This is a genomic window from Buttiauxella noackiae (genome assembly GCF_000737905.1).
GTDB lineage: Bacteria > Pseudomonadota > Gammaproteobacteria > Enterobacterales > Enterobacteriaceae > Buttiauxella > Buttiauxella noackiae.
The window spans coordinates 701,837-724,227 of record NZ_JPRU01000001.1 but is presented as its reverse complement, the minus strand read 5'-3'; the positions used below and the strand labels follow the sequence as shown (position 1 = coordinate 724,227).

17 protein-coding genes and 2 pseudogenes are annotated in these 22,391 nt (G+C 52.7%); 13 read left to right on the top strand and 6 right to left on the bottom strand.

What is annotated here, in order from left to right:
- Window positions 1-59: 59 nt before the first annotated feature.
- Entirely contained in the window at window positions 60-2,021 is a 1,962-nt protein-coding gene (locus IX31_RS03195; RefSeq protein WP_034455714.1) for a peptidase U32 family protein, read from the top strand.
- Between the two features lie 92 nt (window positions 2,022-2,113).
- Here IX31_RS03195 and IX31_RS03190 read toward each other — a convergent pair whose 3' ends face one another.
- A complete protein-coding gene (locus IX31_RS03190; protein WP_034455713.1) occupies window positions 2,114-2,980 on the bottom strand; it encodes a LysR family transcriptional regulator in 867 nt (288 codons plus the stop codon).
- Window positions 2,981-3,082: 102 nt separating this feature from the next.
- Here IX31_RS03190 and IX31_RS03185 point away from each other — a divergent pair, with 102 nt between their 5' ends.
- From IX31_RS03185 to IX31_RS03175, 3 genes are all read left to right on the top strand, one after another.
- Window positions 3,083-3,523 carry a multidrug/biocide efflux PACE transporter gene (locus IX31_RS03185; RefSeq protein WP_034455712.1) on the top strand — a complete coding sequence of 147 codons (441 nt, stop codon included), beginning with the start codon at window positions 3,083-3,085 and terminating at the stop codon, window positions 3,521-3,523.
- A 212-nt stretch (window positions 3,524-3,735) separates the two neighbouring features.
- Window positions 3,736-5,136, top strand: a complete 1,401-nt coding sequence (locus tag IX31_RS03180) for an aldehyde dehydrogenase family protein (protein WP_034455711.1) — start codon at window positions 3,736-3,738, stop codon at window positions 5,134-5,136.
- Window positions 5,137-5,236: 100 nt separating this feature from the next.
- Window positions 5,237-6,082 (top strand): AraC family transcriptional regulator, encoded by an 846-nt coding sequence (locus IX31_RS03175; RefSeq protein WP_241767160.1) that lies wholly within the window; start codon window positions 5,237-5,239, stop codon window positions 6,080-6,082.
- On the opposite strand, the gene tam is transcribed toward IX31_RS03175, so the two are convergent.
- A complete protein-coding gene (tam, locus tag IX31_RS03170) occupies window positions 6,072-6,833 on the bottom strand; it encodes a trans-aconitate 2-methyltransferase (protein ID WP_034455709.1) in 762 nt (253 codons plus the stop codon). The genes IX31_RS03175 and tam overlap by 11 nt on opposite strands.
- Before the next feature lie 118 nt (window positions 6,834-6,951).
- Between tam and IX31_RS03165 the strand changes: the two genes are divergently transcribed.
- Complete coding sequence (locus tag IX31_RS03165; RefSeq protein ID WP_034455708.1) at window positions 6,952-7,971, top strand: DUF2157 domain-containing protein; 1,020 nt, start codon at window positions 6,952-6,954, stop codon at window positions 7,969-7,971.
- A gap of 49 nt (window positions 7,972-8,020) precedes the next feature.
- Here the strand turns inward: IX31_RS03165 and IX31_RS03160 are convergent, their stop codons facing one another.
- On the bottom strand, window positions 8,021-8,428 hold the full coding sequence (locus tag IX31_RS03160; protein ID WP_034455707.1) for a GFA family protein: 408 nt from the start codon (window positions 8,426-8,428) through the stop codon (window positions 8,021-8,023).
- A 137-nt stretch (window positions 8,429-8,565) separates the two neighbouring features.
- Between IX31_RS03160 and IX31_RS03155 the strand changes: the two genes are divergently transcribed.
- Window positions 8,566-8,859: a hypothetical protein gene (locus IX31_RS03155; RefSeq protein ID WP_034455705.1), complete on the top strand. Its 294-nt coding sequence runs from the start codon at window positions 8,566-8,568 to the stop codon at window positions 8,857-8,859.
- 52 nt (window positions 8,860-8,911) lie between these two features.
- Here IX31_RS03155 and IX31_RS03150 read toward each other — a convergent pair whose 3' ends face one another.
- Together IX31_RS03150 and ftrA are read right to left on the bottom strand one after the other, a co-directional pair.
- Entirely contained in the window at window positions 8,912-9,274 is a 363-nt protein-coding gene (locus tag IX31_RS03150) for an RcnB family protein (protein ID WP_034455704.1), read from the bottom strand.
- Between the two features lie 53 nt (window positions 9,275-9,327).
- Entirely contained in the window at window positions 9,328-10,317 is a 990-nt protein-coding gene (ftrA, locus tag IX31_RS03145) for a transcriptional regulator FtrA (protein ID WP_034455703.1), read from the bottom strand.
- A 108-nt stretch (window positions 10,318-10,425) separates the two neighbouring features.
- On the opposite strand from ftrA, the pseudogene IX31_RS03140 reads away from it, so the two are divergent.
- Window positions 10,426-10,814, top strand: a pseudogene (locus tag IX31_RS03140) (rhodanese-like domain-containing protein).
- Between the two features lie 78 nt (window positions 10,815-10,892).
- Window positions 10,893-11,396, top strand: coding sequence for a DUF1993 domain-containing protein (locus IX31_RS03135; RefSeq protein ID WP_034455702.1), 504 nt, complete (start codon window positions 10,893-10,895; stop codon window positions 11,394-11,396).
- A gap of 15 nt (window positions 11,397-11,411) precedes the next feature.
- On the opposite strand, the gene IX31_RS03130 is transcribed toward IX31_RS03135, so the two are convergent.
- Complete coding sequence (locus IX31_RS03130; RefSeq protein WP_034455701.1) at window positions 11,412-12,329, bottom strand: bestrophin family protein; 918 nt, start codon at window positions 12,327-12,329, stop codon at window positions 11,412-11,414.
- Between the two features lie 239 nt (window positions 12,330-12,568).
- Between IX31_RS03130 and IX31_RS03125 the strand changes: the two genes are divergently transcribed.
- The 5 genes and pseudogenes from IX31_RS03125 to IX31_RS03105 all read left to right on the top strand — a co-directional run bounded on the left by IX31_RS03125 (window position 12,569) and on the right by IX31_RS03105 (window position 22,375).
- The gene (locus tag IX31_RS03125; RefSeq protein ID WP_034455700.1) at window positions 12,569-13,681 is read left to right on the top strand and encodes a cobalamin-independent methionine synthase II family protein; all 1,113 of its coding nucleotides are present in this window, start codon (window positions 12,569-12,571) and stop codon (window positions 13,679-13,681) included.
- Window positions 13,682-14,117: 436 nt separating this feature from the next.
- Entirely contained in the window at window positions 14,118-15,287 is a 1,170-nt protein-coding gene (locus IX31_RS03120) for an efflux RND transporter periplasmic adaptor subunit (RefSeq protein ID WP_277813393.1), read from the top strand.
- Window positions 15,284-18,312 (top strand): annotated as a pseudogene (locus IX31_RS03115) (efflux RND transporter permease subunit). The gene IX31_RS03120 and the pseudogene IX31_RS03115 overlap by 4 nt, the downstream one beginning before the upstream one ends.
- The gene (locus IX31_RS03110; RefSeq protein ID WP_034455698.1) at window positions 18,309-19,763 is read left to right on the top strand and encodes an efflux transporter outer membrane subunit; all 1,455 of its coding nucleotides are present in this window, start codon (window positions 18,309-18,311) and stop codon (window positions 19,761-19,763) included. The pseudogene IX31_RS03115 and the gene IX31_RS03110 overlap by 4 nt, the downstream one beginning before the upstream one ends.
- A 92-nt stretch (window positions 19,764-19,855) precedes the next feature.
- Window positions 19,856-22,375 carry a heavy metal translocating P-type ATPase gene (locus IX31_RS03105; protein ID WP_034455697.1) on the top strand — a complete coding sequence of 840 codons (2,520 nt, stop codon included), beginning with the start codon at window positions 19,856-19,858 and terminating at the stop codon, window positions 22,373-22,375.
- The last annotated feature ends 16 nt before the right edge of the window (window positions 22,376-22,391 follow it).

The window sequence follows — 22,391 nt, the reverse complement described above, 5'->3', positions numbered from 1 at the left end:
ACGCGACCAATCTGACTACAATACCCGCCTTTCGCCCATAACATAGAAACAGACCCACTATGCGCCTGCACGCCAATCATCTTGAATTACTCAGCCCAGCTCGTGACACCTCCATCGCCCGCGAAGCCATTCTGCATGGCGCGGATGCGGTCTACATTGGTGGGCCTGGCTTTGGCGCTCGCCATAATGCCGGCAACAGCCTGCAAGACCTTGCTGAACTGGTGCCGTTTGCTCACCGTTATGGGGCGAAGATTTTTGTTACGCTGAACACCATTTTGCATGACAATGAACTGGAACCTGCACGTCGTATGATCCACGACCTGTATCAGGTGGGTGTGGATGCGCTGATTGTGCAGGATATGGGCGTGCTGGAAATGGATCTGCCGCCGATTGAGATTCATGCCAGTACTCAGTGTGATATTCGCAGCGTAGAAAAAGCGAAATTCCTCTCCGATGCAGGCTTCTCGCAAATTGTTCTGGCTCGTGAACTGAACCTCAATCAAATTCGTGCAATTCATGAAAATGTTGATGCCACAATTGAGTTCTTTATTCACGGTGCGTTATGCGTGGCCTATTCGGGGCAATGTAATATTTCCCACGCCCAGACCGGGCGTAGTGCAAACCGCGGTGATTGCTCCCAGGCTTGCCGTTTGCCGTACACCCTGAAAGATGATCAGGGCCGTGTAGTGGCTTATGAAAAACATCTGTTATCGATGAAAGATAACGATCAAAGCGCCAACCTTGCAGCACTGGTAGATGCGGGTGTGCGTTCCTTCAAAATTGAAGGGCGCTACAAAGATATGAGCTATGTGAAAAATATCACCGCTTATTATCGCCAGTTGCTGGATGAATTAATGGAGCAGCGCACTGATTTGGTTCGTGCTTCCTCTGGCAAGACTTCGCATTTCTTTATCCCTTCACCGGATAAAACCTTCCACCGTGGTAACACTGACTACTTCGTTAATGAGCGCAAAATCGATATCGGCGCGTTTGATTCACCAAAATACATCGGCTTACCGGTAGGTGAAGTCCTGAAGGTGGGCAAAGACTTCCTGGATGTCAGTGTTACCGATACGCTGACCAATGGTGACGGTCTGAATGTGTTGATCAAGCGTGATATCGTTGGTTTCCGTGCTAATACGGTGGAAAAAACGGGTAAAAATCAGTATCGCGTCTGGCCAAATGAGATGCCGGAAACACTGAAAAATGTGCGCCCGAACCACCCACTAAACCGTAATCTTGATCATAACTGGCAGCAGGCTTTAACGAAAACCTCCAGCGAACGCCGTATAGCAGTGGATTTGGAACTGGGTGGTTGGGAAGAACAGCTGATTTTGACCCTCACCAGCGAAGAGGGTGTCAGTGTAACTAAAACACTGGAAGGGCAGTTCGAAGTGGCGAACAACCCGGAAAAAGCTTACTCAAACCTGCGTGATGGCCTGACGAAACTGGGTCAAACCATGTATCAGGCGCGAAAAGTGGATTTGAAGCTTCCAGCACCTTTATTCGTGCCAAACAGCCAGTTGAATCAACTGCGCCGTGAAGCTATCGACGAGCTAACCGAAGCGCGTTTACAGCAATATCAACGTGGCACCCGCAAACCTGTTAGCGTCCCGCCTCCGGTTTATCCGGAAGAGCATCTGACGTTTCTCGCCAATGTTTACAACCATAAAGCGCGTGAGTTTTATCAGCGTTATGGCGTGAAACTGATTGATGCCGCTTATGAAGCCCATGAAGAAAAGGGTGAAGTTCCGGTGATGATCACCAAACACTGTCTGCGTTTTGCCTTTAACCTGTGCCCGAAACAGGCGAAGGGTTCAGTAAAAAGCTGGAAAGCCTCGCCTATGCAGCTGGTGCATCAGGATGAAGTACTGACGCTGAAATTTGACTGCAAACCGTGCGAAATGCATGTTATCGGCAAGATGAAAAACCACATCCTCAAGATGCCATTACCGGGTAGCGATGTTGTGGCGTCCATCAGCCCGGACGAATTGTTGAAGACGATGCCGAAGCGGAAATAATCTTTGGTAATTAGATGACGCTGCGCTTATTGACCTACGAGACTGATTTGAAAATGGTTTTGTAGGTCTGGTAAGCGCCGCCAGACCAGTGTTTAAGGATTCTGCGCCCGCAACTGATCAATCATCCATCTTCCCGCAGGACCTGGCGGCGTTTTATTTGACCACAGAACATCCACGTCAATGCGCTGCGGCCAACCAGCAATGGGTAACTCCTGCAAGACACCGTGACCAAATTGCTCCACCAACCAGCGTGGCAAAATCCCCCAGCCAAACCCTTGCTCTGCCATTTCCAATAGCATCAATAACGATGGCGATGACCACATCGGGCCACCGCTTTTATTGCGGGTCGGATCGGTAAAGGTGCTTAAACAAAGCTGGCGTTCAGTCTGTAGCATATCCATTTCAATCGCAGGCAGACGAGCCAACTCATGCTTGCGGTGAATAAAAATCGCCATCTCCGCACCGACCTGCAAACGCGCCACCGTAACATCCACCGGGTAGCGAGGCTGCACACGCAAAACACCCACATGCGCACGGCCAATTTGTATCAGGTCGATGACATCTTCATCCTCAGCAATCAGACACTCGAATTCGATATCGGGAAAGCGTTGTGAAAAACGCTGGAGAATCGATTCGTGATGTGAAGTTTGCCAGACATCAGAGAGCACAAAACTCAGGCGTGGCTCAACGTTGCCGGCAAGGCGTACCGAAACTTCATCCAGCCTTTCGCTTGCCGCAAGTATCGACTGAATATAGGGCAAAACGTGTTTGCCCTGGTCAGTCAATACGGGTTGGCGGCTCTGGCGGTCAAACAAGGTCACGCCCAGGTCGGCTTCTAAATTTGCAATCGCGCTGCTTATGGTTGACTGACTTTTCTTTAGTTTCCTCGCAGCCGCAGAAAACGAGCCGGTTTCAACCGCTTGCAGAAAGGCCTCAAGAGATTCGGGAGAATACTTCATCTTCTATCGCTTTTATCGATGGCTATTAACTTAATTCTATCAGTAATAGCGATAATAATACGCCGCAGAGCCATATTGCTTTTATATCGTCTGGAGTGAGTTATGCAGTCTCAAAATAGAACATTTGCCGAACGCATCCTGCATGCGGTGGGTTTTGAAGTTATCGCGATTGCGATTTGTGCGCCTTTAGCCGCGTGGATTATGGATAAGCCACTGTTTCAGATGGGTGCGCTGGCTATTATGCTGTCGACCGTTGCGATGGTATGGAACATTATTTATAACGCTGGGTTCGATAAAATTTTCCCGATGGGGCAAAAACGCCGCTTGCCACTACGCGTCGCTCATGCGCTGGGCTTTGAAGGGGGCTTTATCCTGATTGGCTTGCCATTGGCGGCCTGGATGCTGGATATTTCTCTATTGCAGGCGTTTATGGTCGAGATCGGGTTCTTCCTGTTCTTCCTGCCGTATACCGTGATTTATAACTGGATGTACGACACGCTTCGTGCTCGCTGGATTCAGTGCCCGGCTTCTTCCACAAAATAGTCCAAATGGTGGGGGCGTTTGCGCTTAACCACCCTTGCATATTTTCCGCTTACATTTAGAACACATCCCCTGAGTCATTTGAGTTGCCTCCCGGCGGCTTAAATGGTTCAGGGGATTTTTGCAGGATTGTGCAATCATCTAACAGCATTGCGCTACAGGAAATACACCGTCTCAGATGACACTGAACCGGTCAAACATACCTGGAGCGCATCATGAAAACTATCAATCACATCTATATCAATGGCCAGTTTGTTATCCCTCATGGCAATGAGCTGTTCGATCTTATCAACCCAACTACCGAAGAAACCGTCGCGCAAGTGCAACTGGCAGATGTTGAAGATACTCGCCTGGCGATTGCTGCTGCAAAAGCGGCATTCCCAATGATGCGCAGCTCTTCCCGCGAACAGCGTATGAACTGGCTGCAACAACTGCATGACGCCGTAAAATCCCGCGAAGTTGAGCTGATTGATACCATGGTGGAAGAGTACGGCTGTATGCCTGCATTTGCTCAGGGTACCGTGAATCATGCCATCGATAGCTTTATGCAAATGCGCGATGTGCTGGCTAGATTCCCCTTTGAAACCCGCGTTGGTAATGCTCGTGTGATCATGGAGCCTTTGGGTGTGGTGGGGCTGATTACACCGTGGAATGGTAATTATGGTTTTATTGCCTCTAAGCTTGCGACGGTAGTTGCTTCTGGCTCAACGGCGGTGATTAAACCCAGTGAGCTAAGTGCCCGCCAGACGGCATTAATTACTGAGTGTCTGCATGCTGCAGGTCTGCCGAATGGGGTGATTAATATTGTTACCGGGCGTGGGGATGTTGTTGGGGCAGAAATTACACGCCATCCTGATATCGCAAAAATCTCGTTTACGGGTTCTACCGCCGTGGGAAAAACCATTGCCCGTGGTGCGGTGGATACGCTCAAGCGCGTGACGCTCGAACTGGGCGGGAAGTCTGCCAACGTGCTGCTTGATGATGTCTCTCTTGAAGAAGCCATTCCACTGGCGTTGCAGGTGATGTCCTGGAACAGCGGCCAGGCGTGTATTGCCGGTACACGTTTGTTAGTCCATGAAAACCGCCTCGAGGAAGTGAAAGCACAGTTACGCCAGGACATTTCTTTACTGGAACCTGGTAAGAATGTTGGAACAGCGGTGACGGCACAGCAATATGAGCGTGTGCAAGCATACATCCGTAAAGGAATTGAAGAGGGTGCTGAATTACTCTGTGGGGGTGAAGGCCGCCCGGAAGGTTTTGAGCGTGGTTACTATGTGAAGCCGACTGTTTTTGTGAATGTTCGTAACGATATGACTATTGCCCAACAAGAAATTTTTGGCCCGGTGCTGTCGGTGATTACCTATAAAGATGACGCAGAAGCTATCGCGATCGCCAACGATACTGTGTACGGATTACAGGCATATGTGAGTGGTAAAGATGTGCAACGTACACAGGCGATCGCAAGCCAACTTATCGCCGGACGAGTGTTCGTCAACGGAGTTTATAATGAACCACAAGTACCATTTGGTGGTTTTAAACAGTCGGGGATTGGACGTGAATTTGGTTCTTTCGGGTTGGAAGGGTATCTTGAACCAAAAGCCATAATGGGGCAGTGAAATGCCGGAAAGAGAAAACATTTTGCGGTCTGATGGCCGCATTTTAGCTGAGCTTTGTCAAAGCGTGGATCGGCATTACCAATGTGCGGAAACGTCTGAGATGGAGCTGCAAACCGCAGTGCCCTGGCTTCGATTTATCCGCGTATCTGAACCGACGCTGTTTAATCGAGGCATGCTGGAACCGTCGATGTGTATGCTTCTTCAGGGGCGTAAAAAAATGCTTATTGGTGACAACGTCACGGAATATGGCCCCGGGAATTACTCAATGGCGGCGGTAGACATGCCCGTTTCCGGCCAGGTGACCCAGGCCACTGTGTCTGAGCCTTATTATGGCGTGCGCATTGACCTCAATAGCCGGGAAATTGCCGATTTAATTGTCTCATTGCAAATTACACTGCCCGAAAAACAAGGTGAAAGTGTCAAGCCGGGCGCCTGGATCTCCAGTGCTGATGACGCGTTGCAGGATGCTTTTTTACGGCTGGTGAAAGTGCTGGATACCCCCGATGATTTACCGGTGATGTCCAAACTTATTAAACAGGAAATTCTTTATCGTCTGGTGACGTCGCCATCAGGTGCGACGTTCTGGAAACAGACGCTCTCCTGGAATCAGGGGAAAGGTGTGGGTGAGGCTCTGGCGTGGATTAAGCGCCATTTCGCCGAGCCGCTAAAAATTGATGAGCTGGCAAAACGTGTCGGTATGAGCACTTCAAGCCTGCATCATCGCTTTAAAGCCCTGACTGTGATGAGCCCGTTGCAATATCAAAAGCAGATCCGTCTGCTCGAAGCACGGCGGTTATTACTCAGTGGAGGCCAGGATGTAGCGAACATCGCCTGGCAAGTAGGCTATGAATCCCCATCGCAGTTTAACCGTGAGTACCGTCGTTCGTTTGGCGCAGCGCCGTTGCAGGATGTCGAAACGCTACGTCAGATGGGCGTTACGCTTTAGTTTTTCTTGCCACAATAAACAGGCGTGGGAACAGCATTAACACATTACCATCGTGTCGCGGCGGGTACGCCTGCTGCAAAAGCGTGTGGTAACGCTCCAGAAACGCCTGTTGTTGAATGTTATCCAGGTTTGCGAGATAAGGCCTTAAACCGGTAGAACTTAGCCATTCAATAATCGCCTGTGCTGACGGCATCACGTGGAAATAGGTGGTACGCCAGATATCCACCGTGCAACCCGATTGCGCCAGCAAATCGTAATACTCTTGTGCTGGGAGCAACGCTTCGCGCCCGGAGTCAGGGCTCCCCAATTGGGCGGCGACCTGGCGCATTAATGTATGCGTGGGCTCTTGCCAGTTATCCGGCATTTGCACCGCTAACACTCCATTTTCGGCAAGTTGCGCAGCCAGGTGGGGAAACAGCTCCGGGTGGTTACTTACCCACTGCAATGACGCATTTGCATAGATAACATCTTGTTTTACCGCAGGCGTCCAGGATGTCACATCAGCCTGTTCAAACTGGCAATTCGGCAGGGCAGCGCGCGCTTTTTCCAGCATCGCCGGAGAGCTATCAATACCGGTCACTGCGGCATTCGGGAAGGCCTGGTGCAGTAAAGCAGTACTGTTTCCCGGGCCGCATCCTAAATCTGCAATATGTTTTGCACCGGGGTGTTGAATACGTGCGGCGAGTTCTGCTGCCGGGCGCGTACGTTCTGCTGCAAACTGCAAGTAAAGCGCGGGGTTCCAGTCCTGCATAGTTTTCTCCTGTGGCTTAATTGCATTAAGCGTAGTGATGAATTAAGAAATTGTGCATGGTTTAGAATCTGATTAATTACTGTAACGTAGTGGCTAAACTCAGGTAAGGAAAACCGCAATGAAAGTGACTCGCAAACAGGAAAAGGTCGTCAAGCGCACACTGGAGGGCTGGCGTCAGGAAGGGGTGATTGATGCCGCAGAGCAACAGCGTCTGCAACAAAACCTCTCGGTTCAACTGTTCGACTGGCAACGAATGAGCCGCTATGCATTCTGGGTAGCGCTGGCCTGTTTCATTATTGCGATTGGCAGCCTGGTTGCTGATGAATATTTGATGGCGTTGCTGTTTAATTTTGGCAACCTCACGCGTGCTGTGATTCTGCTGCTTATCGCTATAGCGTTTTATGTCTGGGGATTTTATCGGCAAAAGAGGACACCGGATAAACGCTACAGCAATGAAGCTATTCTTTTCTTAGGTGCATTATTTACCTCGTTATTTTTGTGGCAGCTCGGCATGGCGCTGGATAACGGCAGCGGGAATGTGGCCCCGCTATGTTTGCTCGGCTGCGCTATATATGGCGCTATTGGCTACCTGGGCCGTTCGGGGCTTATCTGGCTGTTTTGCCTGCTGGCGTTGGGGAGTTATTTCGGCACTTCGACAGGCTATTATTCCGGCTGGGGCGCTTATTGGCTCGGTATGAACTATCCCATTCGCTTTGTATTATTCGGTGGGTTGTTACTTGCGGCATGTTATCTGCTTAAAAAACCTTTGCTGCAACGTAACCTGTTTGCGGTCAGTAAAGCGATGGGGCTGCTGTATCTGTTTATCGCTTTGTGGATTTTGTCGATCTTTGGGAATTACGATTTGGATATCTGGCAAAGTGTGCGCCAGATTGAGCTGCTGCACTGGTCATTGCTCTTCGCCCTCGCGGCAGGCGCATGTATCTGGATTAGCCTGAAAACTGACGATGGCATGCTGCGCGGATTCGGCCTGACGTTCCTCGGTATTAACCTCTACACCCGCTATTTCGAGATGTTCTGGGACGACACCAATAAAGTGATTTTCTTCCTGCTGCTCGCCATTTCGCTGGCTCTTGTCGGGCGCTACGCCGAGAAAATTTGGCGGCTCGGGGAGAAATGACATTCGCCGGGCGGGTCAATGCTGAAAACCCGCCAGCGAATGGCAAAGATTACTCAGATGTAAAAGTCAGATACCCGGCCACGCCACCGCCGCCATCTTTGGGATGATGGACGCCGTCCATTACCGTGACTTTCGGGAAGTCGAAAGGTGACACGCCTTCAATGCAGGCGACATTCACGCCATATTGCTCAGGGTTTGAGCGGCGCTGGTGAAAAGTATAAATCCCGCACACGGAACAGAAGAAATGCACCGCCGCTCCGGTGTTAAAACGATATTCGGTGAGTTTATCCTGGCCTTTAGTCATCTTAATCCCCGACAACGGAGCAGAAACAGCAACCGCGCCGCGCATTCGGCAAAATGAACAGTTACAGCGGCGGATAGTGTTAAAACCATCACTCAGTTCGACGGTAAAAGCGACAGCACCACAATGACATTGGGCAGAAACTTTTTGTTGCATAGCCACCTCAATCCAGATTTTTAATCCTCCTGAGTTTAGTGGTTAACTGAGGCTTGTCATTACGCTCAGGCTGTCTTTTCGCGTCATCTTTTGCGAGGATAGCGCGGAATTTACAGCTATCAACAAAAGGTAACGATATGGCTAAGCATCCAACGGGTAAATATTTGCGCGCCCCAATTACATCCAACGATAAAAATCTGCTGATTTACGTGGTGCGTGGCTCAAAAATTGACGATATGCCACCCGATGAAGATGAGGATTACCCTGGTGATATGCAGATGTTGATGCCGCAACTGTCTAAAGAGTTCGATGGCGAATTAAATATCGCACTTGAAGAGTGCCAGTCAGGTGATGTGATTGTCTTTATGTGTACGACGGATATGATTTTTGAGTACGGTTACTCGAAGATTAAAGCTATGCTCCGCGCTTAATTAACGCCTGTTTGAAAACTAAACCCCGGTGCGATGACCGGGGGTTGTTCTATTAATGACCGTAAAAAATCTCGCCTTTCATAGCGCGTAAAATCTTCCCTTCAGCATCGGTAATCAGCACGTAATTCCCGCCCATGTACGTCCAGTGGCTTCCTGCTACTGGTGCTGGCAGATGCCTGATTTGCCAGGCATCAATCTGATAAGGCTTAGTACGGTATAAATCAGGCACGATGTCGCCAATTTTAAATGGCTTGTAATCGGCATGAAATTCCTGAATTTCAAACGAGGACGTTGGCTGTGGCGCGGCGGGGGCCGGTGCGGCAACCGGTGCATCAGCTGCCTGAGCAGTCATCGCCAATGGCAAAGAACCGGCCATCAGGGCCGCAGAAAAAACAAATACATTCAATTTACGCATATCTTCTCCAGATACCTTCATCTGCTAACTTTCAAATAATGCCGTTATCTCTATCACGTTGTTTCACTGGTGATAATCAATTTTTCGTTACTTGAAGTAAATGACTTGCGGTATGTGGCGGGTGTGGTGGAAAACTTAGCGCGGAAATGGTGGCGCAGAGTCGCCGCACTGCCAAACCCGACTCGCTCGGCAATTTCATCAATGGAGAGTGTGCTGCTTTCCAGTAAATCCCGACAGTGCGTCAGGCGCATATTCAGCAGCCAGCGTGCGGGCGTGGTGCCGGTTGTTGCGGCAAAACGGCGTAAAAATGTTCTCGGACTCATACCTGTGAACGCCGCCAGCGATTCTACCGAGTGTTCATCAGCCAGATGGATTTGCAAATAATCGAACAGTGGGCTTAGACGCTTGCTTTCATAGGCAACCGGAATAGGTTGTTCGATAAACTGTGCCTGACCGCCAACGCGATGAGGGGGCACAACCAGGCGGCGCGCCACGCTGTTTGCGGCAGCCTGGCCGTAATCACGCCGCACCAGGTGCAAACTCAAATCGATACCGGCGGCACTTCCGGCTGAGGTCAGAACCGATCCGTTATCGATATACAACACATCTGGCATCACCTGAATAGCCGGATACCGTTGCTGCAACTTTTCGGTGTAACGCCAGTGGGTTGAAGCTTGTAACCCATCGAGCAGGCCGCTGGCTGCCAGCACGAATACACCAGAGCATATCGACATGATCCGCGCTCCGCGTGCATGTGCAGCACGTAAAGCTTCACACAACTGTGGCGGAACCGGTTCGTCAGCACCCCTCCAGCCGGGCACAATAATCGTCCCTGCGTCCTCCAACAAAGAAAGACCACCATCAACCGCCAGCCGGATACCGCCGGTCGCTCTAAGCTCGCCAGGTTCGATTCCTGCGACCGCAAATCGATACCAGTTATCGCCCATTTCCGGGCGCGGCAGACCAAACACTTCAACCACGACACCGAATTCAAAGGTGCACAGGCCGTCATACGCCAAAGCGACAACAAGAGGATTTTGCATGAGTATTCCAGACGATTGTCATGATCTTCACGTTATCTGTCATTTCTGCCATACGTCAAGCCATACGCTGCGCTCTATAGTGAGATCTCACCACCATGAGGAGTGTTTATGAGTTACGTTACTGATTATCCAGCCGCTGCCCCAGAAATCGCCGCCGCTCATTTTCTACAGCGTTTGAACCTTGAAACAGACTGCGATGATGTTCACAGTGCCATGAAAGAAGGGGACCTAGATTTTGTTCTGCTGCATGTTGTTGGCTCGCCAGAAGCCTTTGCGCGTCGCCATATTCCAGGAGCATTGCATTTGCGCCATCGGGATATGACGGCCGAGCGCATGGCAGAATGGCCTGCGGACACGCTATTTGTGGTTTATTGCGCGGGGCCGCATTGTAACGGCGCTGACCGTGCCGCATTAAAACTGGCTCGTCTTGGCCGTCCGGTGAAAATTATGATTGGAGGATTAACCGGTGGGCGGATGAAGGATTTAGCTTTGCCTGAGCTGTGAATTTGCTACCCGCAGGGCGCTAACAGGGTGTAATCTTTGGCTCAAATTTGTCATATCTAAAGGAAGTCACAATGTCGATTTACAGTGAAACCAATGCACAGTTCATCCTGGGTTTAAGTAACCTGTCTGCAATCCTTGAGAAAGCGGCTGATTGGGCGAAAGAGAACGGTAAAACGGAAGAGAGCCTGCTTACGGCGGCGCTTGCAGAAGATATGTATCCGCTGGTGCGCCAGGTGCAGATTACAACCGATATGGCCAAACGTGCTGTTGCACGTCTGGCAGGTGTTGATGCTCCGGTGATGGAAGATAACGAAACCACTATTGAACAGCTTCAGGCGCGTATTAAAGCGACGATTGCTTTCATGAAAGGCATTAGCGATGAGCAACTTGCTGGTGACGACGAGCGCCCAATTGTCGTGATGGCACGTGAACACGAACTGCGTTTCACCGCTCGCGGCTATGTGTATAAATTCGCCACCCCGAACTTCTACTTCCATTTCACCACCGCTTACGACATCTTGCGCCAGGCGGGTGTGCCATTGGGCAAACGTGATTTCGTTGGCCCGATCTTCTAAATAATTGTGCGCCTGCTAACTTAGCTGATAATGGCGGTTCGGGCGCAACTTCTCAGGCAGTTCCTCACGCTCATCCATATCCTGTAAATCCCGCTCAATAGTGTTGCAAATGGCATCCAGCGGCAGGTCGTTGTCTTCTGTGCCAAACGGCTCTTCCAGCTCTTCAGCCAGCGTATCAAGCGAAATAAAGGTATAGGAAACAAATACCGACAAGAACGGTGTCATGTAGTGTAGGTCGGTGACCAATGCGAACGGCAGCATAATGCAAAACAGGTACACGGTACGATGCAAAATCAGCGTATAGGCGAATGGCAACGGTGTGTTGGCAATGCGCTCACAGCCCCCGGAAACCGCTGAAAGATCGTTCAGATGATGATTCAGACTGCTCCACACCACATCAGAAATCAGACCCTGTTTGCGTTTATCGGCGAGCCATTCGCCCATCAGCAATAGTATGCGGTTACAGGGCGCGTGGCTTTTCATCACCCACTGTAATTCTTCGGCAGTTAAGAATTTTTTCAGGGTCTCTTCTACCGGGCGCTTACGCAATGTGAGCCTGAGCGCGTGGCAAAAGGCAATCTGCAAATTCACAAAAGACCTAATCTGACTGCGGTTTTCACCCAGCAGACTTTTAGTCTCGCGCAAAAACGAACGCTGAGTAATCGCCAGTTGCCCCCACAGCGTGCGAGCTTCGTTAAAGCGGGCGTAACAGACGCTGTTTCTGAATCCGAGAAAAATCGCTATCGCCACACCAAGAATACTAAAGGGTGCGATGGTGAGTTTTATACCCAGCGTTTCATACCATGGCAGGAAGAAGATAACGCTTATCGAGAGCGCAACATTCAACAACAGGCGTGAGTAGATTTTTTGTAGAACCGAACCGTGCCAGACGAATAAGCGGATAAACCAGTGTTGCTGCGGGCGAACAATCATATTGGGAGGCTCTAAAACAGGACGTCATATTTAACGGCAAACTGTGATGTAGATCAACTTGCAATTTACAGGGCTTTAACAACATGAATTATTTTCAATAACCATGAAAGATCTTCGTTTGTCCTCATGTTCGTCATCTGCCATTCTCAATTACACAAATAGCCGTCCAGATGGCTAAATATTCAAATAATGAATTATCACCTTGCTAAATTAATTAGCCGGGTCAGCGGAGAAAACACATGCCTCAGACCACACCACATCGCGCTCCATTCCGTGCCGATATTGTCGGTAGTTTCTTACGTCCAGCCACTATCAAAAATGCCCGTCAGGCGTTTGCTGAAGGTGAAATCGACGCCAGCCAGTTGCGCAAAGTTGAAGATGATGCGATTCGTGCTTCGGTCGAGCAGCAGTGCGCTTGCGGTCTGCACGTGGTGACTGATGGTGAGTTCCGTCGGGCGTGGTGGCATTTTGATTTCTTCGACGGCCTGCAAGGTGTGGAACGCTACGAATCAGAACAGGGCATTCAGTTTAATGGGGTACAGACCAAAGCGCACAGTGTGCGTGTGGTGGGTAAACTTGGGTTTGGTTCGCACCCAATGCTGGAAGATTTCCGCTATCTGAAAAGCATCAGCGGCAACGCGGTGCCAAAAATGACCATTCCAAGCCCAAGCGTGTTGCATTTCCGTGGTGGCCGCAATGCTATCGACAGTAATGTGTACCCTGATTTAAAAGAGTATTTTGACGATCTTGCAACGACCTGGCGCGATGCCATTCAGGCGTTTTATGCAGCAGGTTGCCGTTATCTGCAACTTGATGACACCGTTTGGGCTTATCTGTGCTCCGATGCACAACGTAAAGAGATCCGCGAGCGTGGTGATGATCCAGACCAACTGGCGAAAATCTATGCTCAGGTGCTGAATAAAGCGCTGGAAGGCAAGCCGGACGATTTGGTTATCGGCCTGCATGTTTGCCGCGGTAACTTCCGTTCAACCTGGATTTCTGAGGGGGGTTACGAGCCAGTTGCTGAAGTGTTGTTCGGCAGTGTCAATGTGGATGCCTTCTTCCTTGAATACGATAACGACCGTTCCGGTGATTTTTCGCCGCTGCGCTTTGTGCGCCCGGGTCATCAGCAGGTAGTTTTAGGGCTTATCACCACAAAAAATGGTGAGCTGGAAAACCCTGAGTTGATTGAACAGCGAATTAACGAAGCCGCGCAATATGTTGATATCAACCAAATCTGCCTCAGCCCGCAGTGTGGCTTTGCCTCAACAGAGGAGGGCAATAGCCTTACGCCCGAGCAGCAGTGGGATAAAGTCCGCCTGGTGACGGAGCTTGCTGAAAAGGTTTGGTAACGAGCAAGCCGATTGTTCACGGACCCATAGACATCCAGGGTGGATAGTCCATGCCATGGTAGAGAAGTGTTCGGACACATGGTGAACAATTTTTAACATCCTTTACCCATTATGATCGGCCTGTTTTTCAGGTCGTTCATGCTCACTCTTGCGCTGTACTAACACACTTCATCTTGTCCCCATCCAGCTTCATTCTGCCGATATGCTCGCGGATAAACGCCTTTAGCTACACGTCCCTAATACTGAGTTTCCCACTGATATCCACTTTCCTGACCATCCCCCTGGATCGTACTTTGCCGCCAACCGTACTTTGCAAAAGATCGCTCCAATCCTCAAAAAAACCCTTGACCTTCCAACAGTGGTAAGTCGGCTAAATGGCTGAAGAGCTGTTTCGGCTCAGCAAAATTAACCGTCGATTCCCGTCTTAAAGGGCAAAATGATGAAAGCCAAATCCGTAATCTTAATGACTGCGACGATAAGCGTCGTGCTCGCTATCGCTGGATGTAATGAGACGGCAACCGTTGCCGCTGCCGTAAAGCCGCCTGGTGTTCCGGTGGCTGAGGTGATAGTTCGCCCAGTGACGCCCTTTGTCGAACTCACCGGCTCGCTGACCGCCGTTAAGCGAGTAGAACTTCGCCCACGAGTTGCAGGCTATCTTCAGGCCGTGAGCGTACCCGAAGGAAGTGTTGTTGAAGCGGGCAGTGAACTGTTTCGTATTGACCCTCGAGTATTTCAGGCCCGAGTGAATGCTGAGAGGGCGCGCTTACGAGAGGCTGAAGCGGCATCAATGCTTGCGCAGACAGAATATACCCGAACCCAACGACTGTTCACCCAAAAAGTGGTTGCTCGCGAGCGTCTCGACAATGCAACTGCTTCGCTGAATATGGGTAAAGCCCAGGTTGATGCCGCAAAAGCAGCATTGGATGCAGCGCTACTGGACATGAGTTTCACGCGCGTCACTGCGCCAATTGGCGGGCGTGTTGGCCAGGTTCTCGTTACCGAGGGTAACTATGTCGCCAGTGGCGTAACGCCACTCACAACGATCGTCTCGATTAACCCACTTCATGTCTATTTCGATGTCGACGAGCGTACGTATTTGCAATCGCTCGCCGCAGGGCGAGTCAACGCTAGCTCGGACGGATCGCAGGCGGCAAAAGTCATGGTAGCTCTGCCCACCGATAAGACCTATTCGCGGCAAGGCCGTGTCGATTTTCTCTCCAACGCCGCCGATCGTGGCACGGGAACGGTGCGTATCCGTGCGGTTGTCGACAACCCTGATGGGCATTTGATGCCCGGTCTTTTTGCCAGGGTCAAACTGGAGACCGGCGTATCGCAATCCAGGGTGCTGATCTCAGATCAATCGATTGGCACCGACCAGGGCCGCCGCTACGTACTTGTTGTTGGCAAAGATGACAAGACGGAATACCGCCCCGTCGAGACTGGGCCGATGGTCGAGGGTTTACGAGTGATAGAGCAAGGTTTGCAGCCAGGCGAGCGCATCGTCGTTAAAGGGCTGGTACGTCCGGGTATGCAAGTCACGCCACAGACAGCAGCAATTGATGGCACGCCTGTTGTGGTCCCACCAGCATCAGGAGGCGCACAATGACTTTCCCTCGTTTTTTCATCGATCGCCCGATCTTTGCCATCGTCCTGTCGATTCTAATGGTGATCGCCGGAACCGTTGCCTTCTTCCAATTGCCACTTAGCGAGTATCCAGCGGTGACGCCGCCGACCGTGCAAGTGACGGCTTCTTATCCTGGTGCGAATCCTAAGGTGATCGCTGAAACAGTGGCAGCACCACTTGAGCAGGCAATCACCGGGGTCGAGGGCATGCTGTATATGTCGTCACAATCGGCAACCGATGGTCGAATGATCCTGACGGTCACGTTTAAGCAGGGGACTGATGCCGATATGGCACAGATCCAGGTACAAAACCGAGTCTCGCGCGCGCTGCCGCGCCTGCCTGAGGAGGTACAGCGCCAGGGCGTCGTCACACAAAAAACCTCCCCGGACATCTTGATGGTGGTTCACCTGCTGTCGCCTGATAAACGTTACGATCCTCTCTATATTTCGAATTACGCTTACCTCCAGGTGCGCGATGAGCTGTCCCGCATTCCGGGGATCAGTGACGTCCTGGTTTGGGGGGCGGGTGAATACAGTATGCGGCTTTGGCTCGATCCAGACCTGATCGCCGCCAGAGGATTGACGGCGGGTGATGTTATCGCCGCAGTACGCGAGCAGAACGTACAGGTGGCGGCCGGTTCGGTCGGGCAAACTCCCAATTCCAATGCCGCATTTCAGGTGACGGTGAACCCGCTGTGGCTTTGCAAATCATTCAGAGCCCGGGAGCCAATGCGCTGGATGTTTCGCAAGCGGTGCGGACAACCATGCAGCGGTTGGAAGCTAACTTCCCGGAAGGGCTCAGTTCACGCATCGCCTATGACCCCACGGTCTTTGTCAGTGCCTCACTTGAGTCAGTAGTCATCACCCTGTTGGAGGCAATCCTACTCGTCGTCATCGTGGTAGTCGTGTTTCTGCGCAACTGGCGGGCTTCGCTCATCCCCCTTTTGGCCGTGCCGGTATCGCTTATCGGCACTTTCGCCGTCATGCATCTGATGGGCTTCTCGCTCAACACCTTATCGTTATTTGGCCTGGTGCTTTCAATCGGGATCGTTGTAGACGATGCAATTGTCGTGGTCGAGAACGTCGAACGTCATATCGAAAATGGCGAGCCTCCTCCCCAGGCCGCAAAGCGCGCCATGGATGAGGTCACCGGTCCTATCATCGCGATCACATCGGTGCTCGCCGCCGTTTTCATACCGACGGCGTTTCTCAGCGGTCTGCAGGGAGAGTTCTATCGCCAGTTCGCGCTCACTATTGCCATCTCGACCATTTTGTCGGCGATCAATTCACTCACCCTTAGCCCGGCGCTTGCGGCACTTTTGTTACGGCACCGCAAGGAAGGGGTCACACATGACCCTGGTAGCCTGAGGGGCCGCATTGATCGGTTGTTTAAGTTGCTTGGTCGGCCGTTCCAGCATGCACCGAATGCCTATGGCAACACGGTTCGCAAAGTTGTACGAGTCAGTGGTCTCGCGCTTTTGGTTTACGGTGGGCTGCTCGTGCTGACCTTCTTCGGGTTCAAGGCTGTCCCACCAGGCTTTGTGCCGATGCAGGATAAATATTATCTGGTTGGCATCGCACAGCTCCCTAACTCTGCATCGTTGGATCGCACCGACGCAGTCGTCAAGCAGATGTCGAAGCTTGCGCTTGATGAACCGGGTGTGGAGAGCGTCGTGGCATTCCCTGGGCTGTCGATTAACGGTTTCGTCAACGTCCCAAACGCTGCGGTCATGTTCGTAATGCTCGACCCATTTGAAGCGCGCACGACACCCAATCTTACCGCTAACGCGATAGCCGGGCGACTACAAGCGAAATTCGCCAGCATCCCTGATGGTTTCCTCGGGGTATTCCCACCGCCACCTGTGCCTGGCCTTGGTGCTACCGGCGGCTTCAAAATGCAAGTTGAGGATCGCAGTGGCGCCGGGTTTGATGCCCTGGTCCAGCAAACTCAGCTTCTGATGACGAAAGCCACCGAATCAGGGCAGGTTGCTGGATTGCTTACCAGCTTTGATGTCAATGCACCACAACTCGACGTGGTTATTGATCGTACCCAGGCCATGAGTCAGGGAGTGAGTCTGTCGGATATTTTCGAGTCGCTCCAGGTCTATCTCGGATCCCTTTATGTCAACGATTTCAACCGATTCGGTCGCACCTATAAAGTCACGGCTCAAGCCGATGCAGACTACCGCATGCAGGCCGAAGCCATCGGCCGTTTGCAAGTGCGTAACGCGGCCGGAAACATGTTGCCTTTGTCCTCGTTTGTCACCGTCACGCCGGGTTCCGGTCCAGACCGTGTGATTCACTATAACGGCTATCCTTCGGCCGACATTTCGGGCGGCGCGATGATGGGCGTCAGTTCGGGACAGGCAGTTGCGGCTATGGAACGTATAGCGAAGGACGTTCTCCCTGAGGGCATGACCTTTGAATGGACTGACCTTACCTATCAGCAAAAGCTGGCCGGAGGTTCGGCGCTGTACATTTTCCTGCTCTGTGTACTGCTGGCTTATCTGATCCTCGCTGCGCAATACAACAGTTGGCTGTTGCCTTTATCGGTTCTGCTGATCGTACCGATGTGCCTGTTGAGCGCGATTGTTGGCGTCTGGTTGGCAGGCGGTGACAACAACGTATTCGTCCAGATTGGGCTCATCGTGCTCGTCGGTTTGGCGGCCAAAAACGCCATTCTTATTGTTGAGTTTGCGCGCAGTCTTGAAGGCGAAGGGGCAACGACGCTCGATGCTGTCATTGAGGCTTGTCGACTACGACTGCGGCCGATCCTGATGACGTCACTCGCCTTCATCGCCGGTGTCGTTCCGCTGGTATTGGCTAATGGTGCTGGGGCTGAGATGCGTCAGGCTATGGGCATCGCGGTATTCGCGGGCATGCTCGGCGTGACCCTGTTTGGATTGTTCATGACACCGGTTTTCTATGTGGTTATGCGTGCTCTGGAAACCCGTTTCGAGCAGTACAGATCAAAGTCGAAGTCGCGCATTAAGGAGGCTAAGTCATGAGAAGTCTTTCTAAAGCCGTTCTGCTTTCTCTAAGTACGCTCAGCCTGCTGACCGGATGCGTGGCGGTTGGCCCCGATTACTCAATACCTTCGTCCCCGTTACCCGCGACCTTCGGCACGCCAGCCGCAGGTCTTAGCTCGGGGGCCGTCGAGGTGCAATGGTGGCGCACCTTCGACGATCCTGCTCTGGACATCTTGATCCAACGGGCGCTTGCGGAGAACCACGATATTGGAATCGCTGCCGCGCGACTCGAAGAGGCAAGGGCCATAGTGCGTGAGAACCGTCAGGGATTCCTGCCGGTGGGGGGCCCGGTGCTGAGTTATGAGAAGCGCCAACGCAATGAAGTTGATACGCCACCTGACCAGCCGCGTCATACCGAATCCTATCGCAGCGCAGTGGATGCGTCCTGGGAAATTGATCTCTTTGGCCGCGTGCGGCGATCGGTGGAGGAGGCCAGGGCTCAGGCGGGTTCCCGCGAAGCGCTACTGCGAAGCACTCAGGCGAGTGTCGTTGCCGAGGTGGCCGCTACCTGGTTTGAATTACAAGGAATCGAAGCCGAACTGGCTGTTGTTACCGACATCAGCCAAAGCCAGCGCGAAAGCCTGGAGCAGGTCGAACGTCTCGTGAGTGCGGGTTCGGCCAGTGAGTTTGACCGATTCCGTGCTGAGGCGTTGTTGCGCAATGTTGAAGCGGCCGCACCCGAACTGGAACGTCGCAGTGCAGCTTCCGTCAACGCACTGGCCATTCTCCTTGGGGAAGTGCCCCAGACATTCAAACCACCCACGCCCACACCTGGGCGTGAAACATTAGCGATTCGGACGATTTCCGTGGGCGATCCTACGGCACTCCTCGCACGGCGCGCCGATATTGCGGCCGCCGAAAGGACTCTCGCTGCGGCAACCGCCCGAATCGGGGTAGAGACAGCCGGTCTTTACCCTGAGATCCAGGTGCAAGGTTCGATAGGGCTGGTTGCAGGGAGCCTTGATGCGATGAGTGGTGCCGGGGCGCAGTCCAGCTTCATTGGCCCGATTATTCGCTGGTCACTTCTCGATATTGGGCGAGTGCGGGCCCGGATAGCCGCCAGCGAGGCACGAACCAAAGAGGCGTTGAACATCTACGACCAGACTATTTTGCGCGCACTGCAGGAAACAGATGACGCCTTTAGAGCCTACGGAGCCGCGGGCAACACGCTTGGGTTACGTCTGCTTGAGTCAGAGGCAAATCGCGAAGCGGCACGGCTTGTTCAGCTGCAATTTTCAGAAGGTGAAGGTCAATACCTGGATGTGCTCGACGCTGAACGTACCGACTTTGCAAGCCGCCGTGCGCTGGTCGTTGCTCGCACCAACCAGCGCCTTGCAGTTGTCAGCATTTATAAGGCGTTAGGCGGTGGCTGGGAGATATGTGCCCAGTCGGATAACGATTGTAACGGAGCGGGTGGTCGAGCGGATTAACGCTTCGCGAAACAAATTACCCACGAAGCTTGACCTTCCCCTGAGGGGAAGGTTTAAGTTTTTTTAAACAGTAACATTAAAGGGGTAAAGCAATGGCTTTCCAACAAGTTTCCAATCCATCAACGTCCTCAGTCACTCGTCTGAGCTTACCGGTCGAAGGTATGACCTGCGCATCGTGCGTTGGTAGGGTCGAGCGTGCACTGAAAGAGGTCCCTGGAGTGCAGTCGGCAGCGGTCAACCTTGCTACTGAACGTGCCGATATCACCTTCACCGATTGGGCAAATCCCCAGGGGGCAGTCAGCGCCATCGAGAAAGCTGGTTACAATGTCCGCGAAGAGACCACTGAGCTTGCGATCGAAGATATGACCTGTGCGTCATGTGTGGGTCGCGTTGAGAAAGCGCTCGCGAAAATCCCCGGTGTATTAGAAGCCACAGTCAATCTGGCGACCGAGCGCGCAAGAGTGCGTCACCTTGCCGGGGTAGTCACAACGAGTGATCTTGAAGCAGCGGTTGAACAGGCGGGCTACAAATCCCGTCGTTTATCCGCCGAGGCGGTGAATACCGGCGATCAAGATGCTGAACGTCGCGAAAGTGAGGCACGTGCGCTGCGACGATCTTTCTTTATTGCAGGCATCCTTACCTTGCCAGTTTTCATCCTTGAGATGGGTTCGCACCTTATTCCCTCCATGCATCATTGGGTAATGGCGGTTATTGGTCAGCAGACGAGCTGGTACATGCAGTTTGTTCTCGCAAGTCTTGTCTTGTTTGGTCCCGGTCTGCGCTTCTTTCGTAAGGGCATACCGGCGTTGCTACGCGGTGCTCCCGACATGAACTCGTTGGTATCGGTCGGCACCGCGGCAGCTTACGGCTATTCGGTCGTCGCGACCTTCGCCCCTGAAGTGCTACCTGAGGGTACCGCCAATATTTACTTCGAAGCCGCCGCCGTTATCGTGACCTTGATCCTGCTTGGGCGCACGTTGGAGGCGCGCGCCAAAGGGCGAACCTCGCAAGCAATCAAACGGCTCGTAGGGCTGCAGGCCAAGACCGCGCGCGTTGAGCGCAACGGCGAGTCTGTTGAGATCCCGCTCGATCAGGTGAAGATGGGAGACATCGTGCTCGTTCGTCCGGGCGAGAAGATTCCGGTCGATGGTGAGGTCGTCGAGGGGTCTTCTTATGTTGACGAAAGCATGATCTCCGGCGAGCCGGTGCCCGTGTCCAAAGGGGTAGGCGCTGAAGTCGTCGGGGGCACAATAAACAAGACAGGGGCTTTCAGCTTCCGTGTCACCAAAGTTGGTGCGAATACGGTGCTTGCGCAAATCATCCGTCTGGTCGAGGAGGCACAGGGTTCCAAGCTTCCTATCCAGGCACTTGTCGATAAGGTGACAATGTGGTTTGTCCCCGCGGTGATGGCTGCTGCCACGCTGACCTTCCTGGTCTGGCTGGTCTTAGGCCCGGCTCCGGCGCTGACCTTCGCACTCGTCAATGCGGTTGCAGTGCTCATTATCGCCTGCCCGTGTGCTATGGGGCTCGCCACGCCGACATCAATTATGGTCGGTACGGGGCGAGCGGCTGAGGTCGGCGTTCTCTTTCGCAAAGGTGAAGCTTTACAGGCACTGCGCGATGTTAGCGTCATCGCACTCGACAAGACCGGCACGCTGACCAAAGGACGCCCTGAACTGACCGACCTCGTTCCCGCCGAAGGTTTCGAATATGACGACGTTCTCGCGTTGGTGGCGTCAGTTGAAACCCGCTCCGAGCACCCAATAGCAGAAGCGATTGTCTTAGCCGCGAAGCAGCGGGGTATCCCGCTTGCAGCCATTGAACACTTTGATGCAACACCGGGCTTCGGTGTATCGGCCAGGGTCGCAGGCCGGACCGTCGCCGTTGGCGCTGACCGGTTCATGACACAACTCGGCCTTGATGTGACGAGCTTCCTGGCGACCGCTCAGCGTCTGGGCGAGCAAGGAAAAAGTCCACTTTATGCGGCAATAGACGGTCACCTGGCGGCGGTAATTGCCGTCGCCGATCCGATCAGAGAGTCGACGCCTGAGGCTATCAAGGCGCTACACGCACTTGGACTCAAGGTGGCGATGATCACTGGCGACAATGCCGCGACGGCTGCGGCGATCGCTAAACAGCTCGGCATAGATGAAGTCGCAGCCGAGGTCTTACCCGACGGTAAAGTCGCAGCGTTGAAGACGTTCCGGATCAATGGCGCGCGGGTTGCCTTTGTGGGTGACGGAATCAACGATGCGCCAGCGCTGGCTGAAGCGGACGTTGGACTCGCCATCGGCACGGGAACGGATGTGGCGATCGAGGCGGCTGATGTCGTGCTGATGTCGGGCGACTTGCGTGGCGTGCCGAATGCCATTGCGCTTAGCAAGGCGACGATCCGCAACATCAAACAGAACCTGTTCTGGGCTTTTGCCTACAACGCAGTACTTATTCCTGTTGCAGCAGGGGCTCTCTACCCGGTGAATGGCACATTGCTTTCGCCAATTTTCGCCGCCGCTGCGATGGCGCTTTCCAGCGTCTTTGTGCTTGGCAACGCTCTACGACTCAAACGTTTCCAGGCACCGATGATGGTTGAAACCCACAACGACCGACGCTGAGTCGGTTAAACAGATA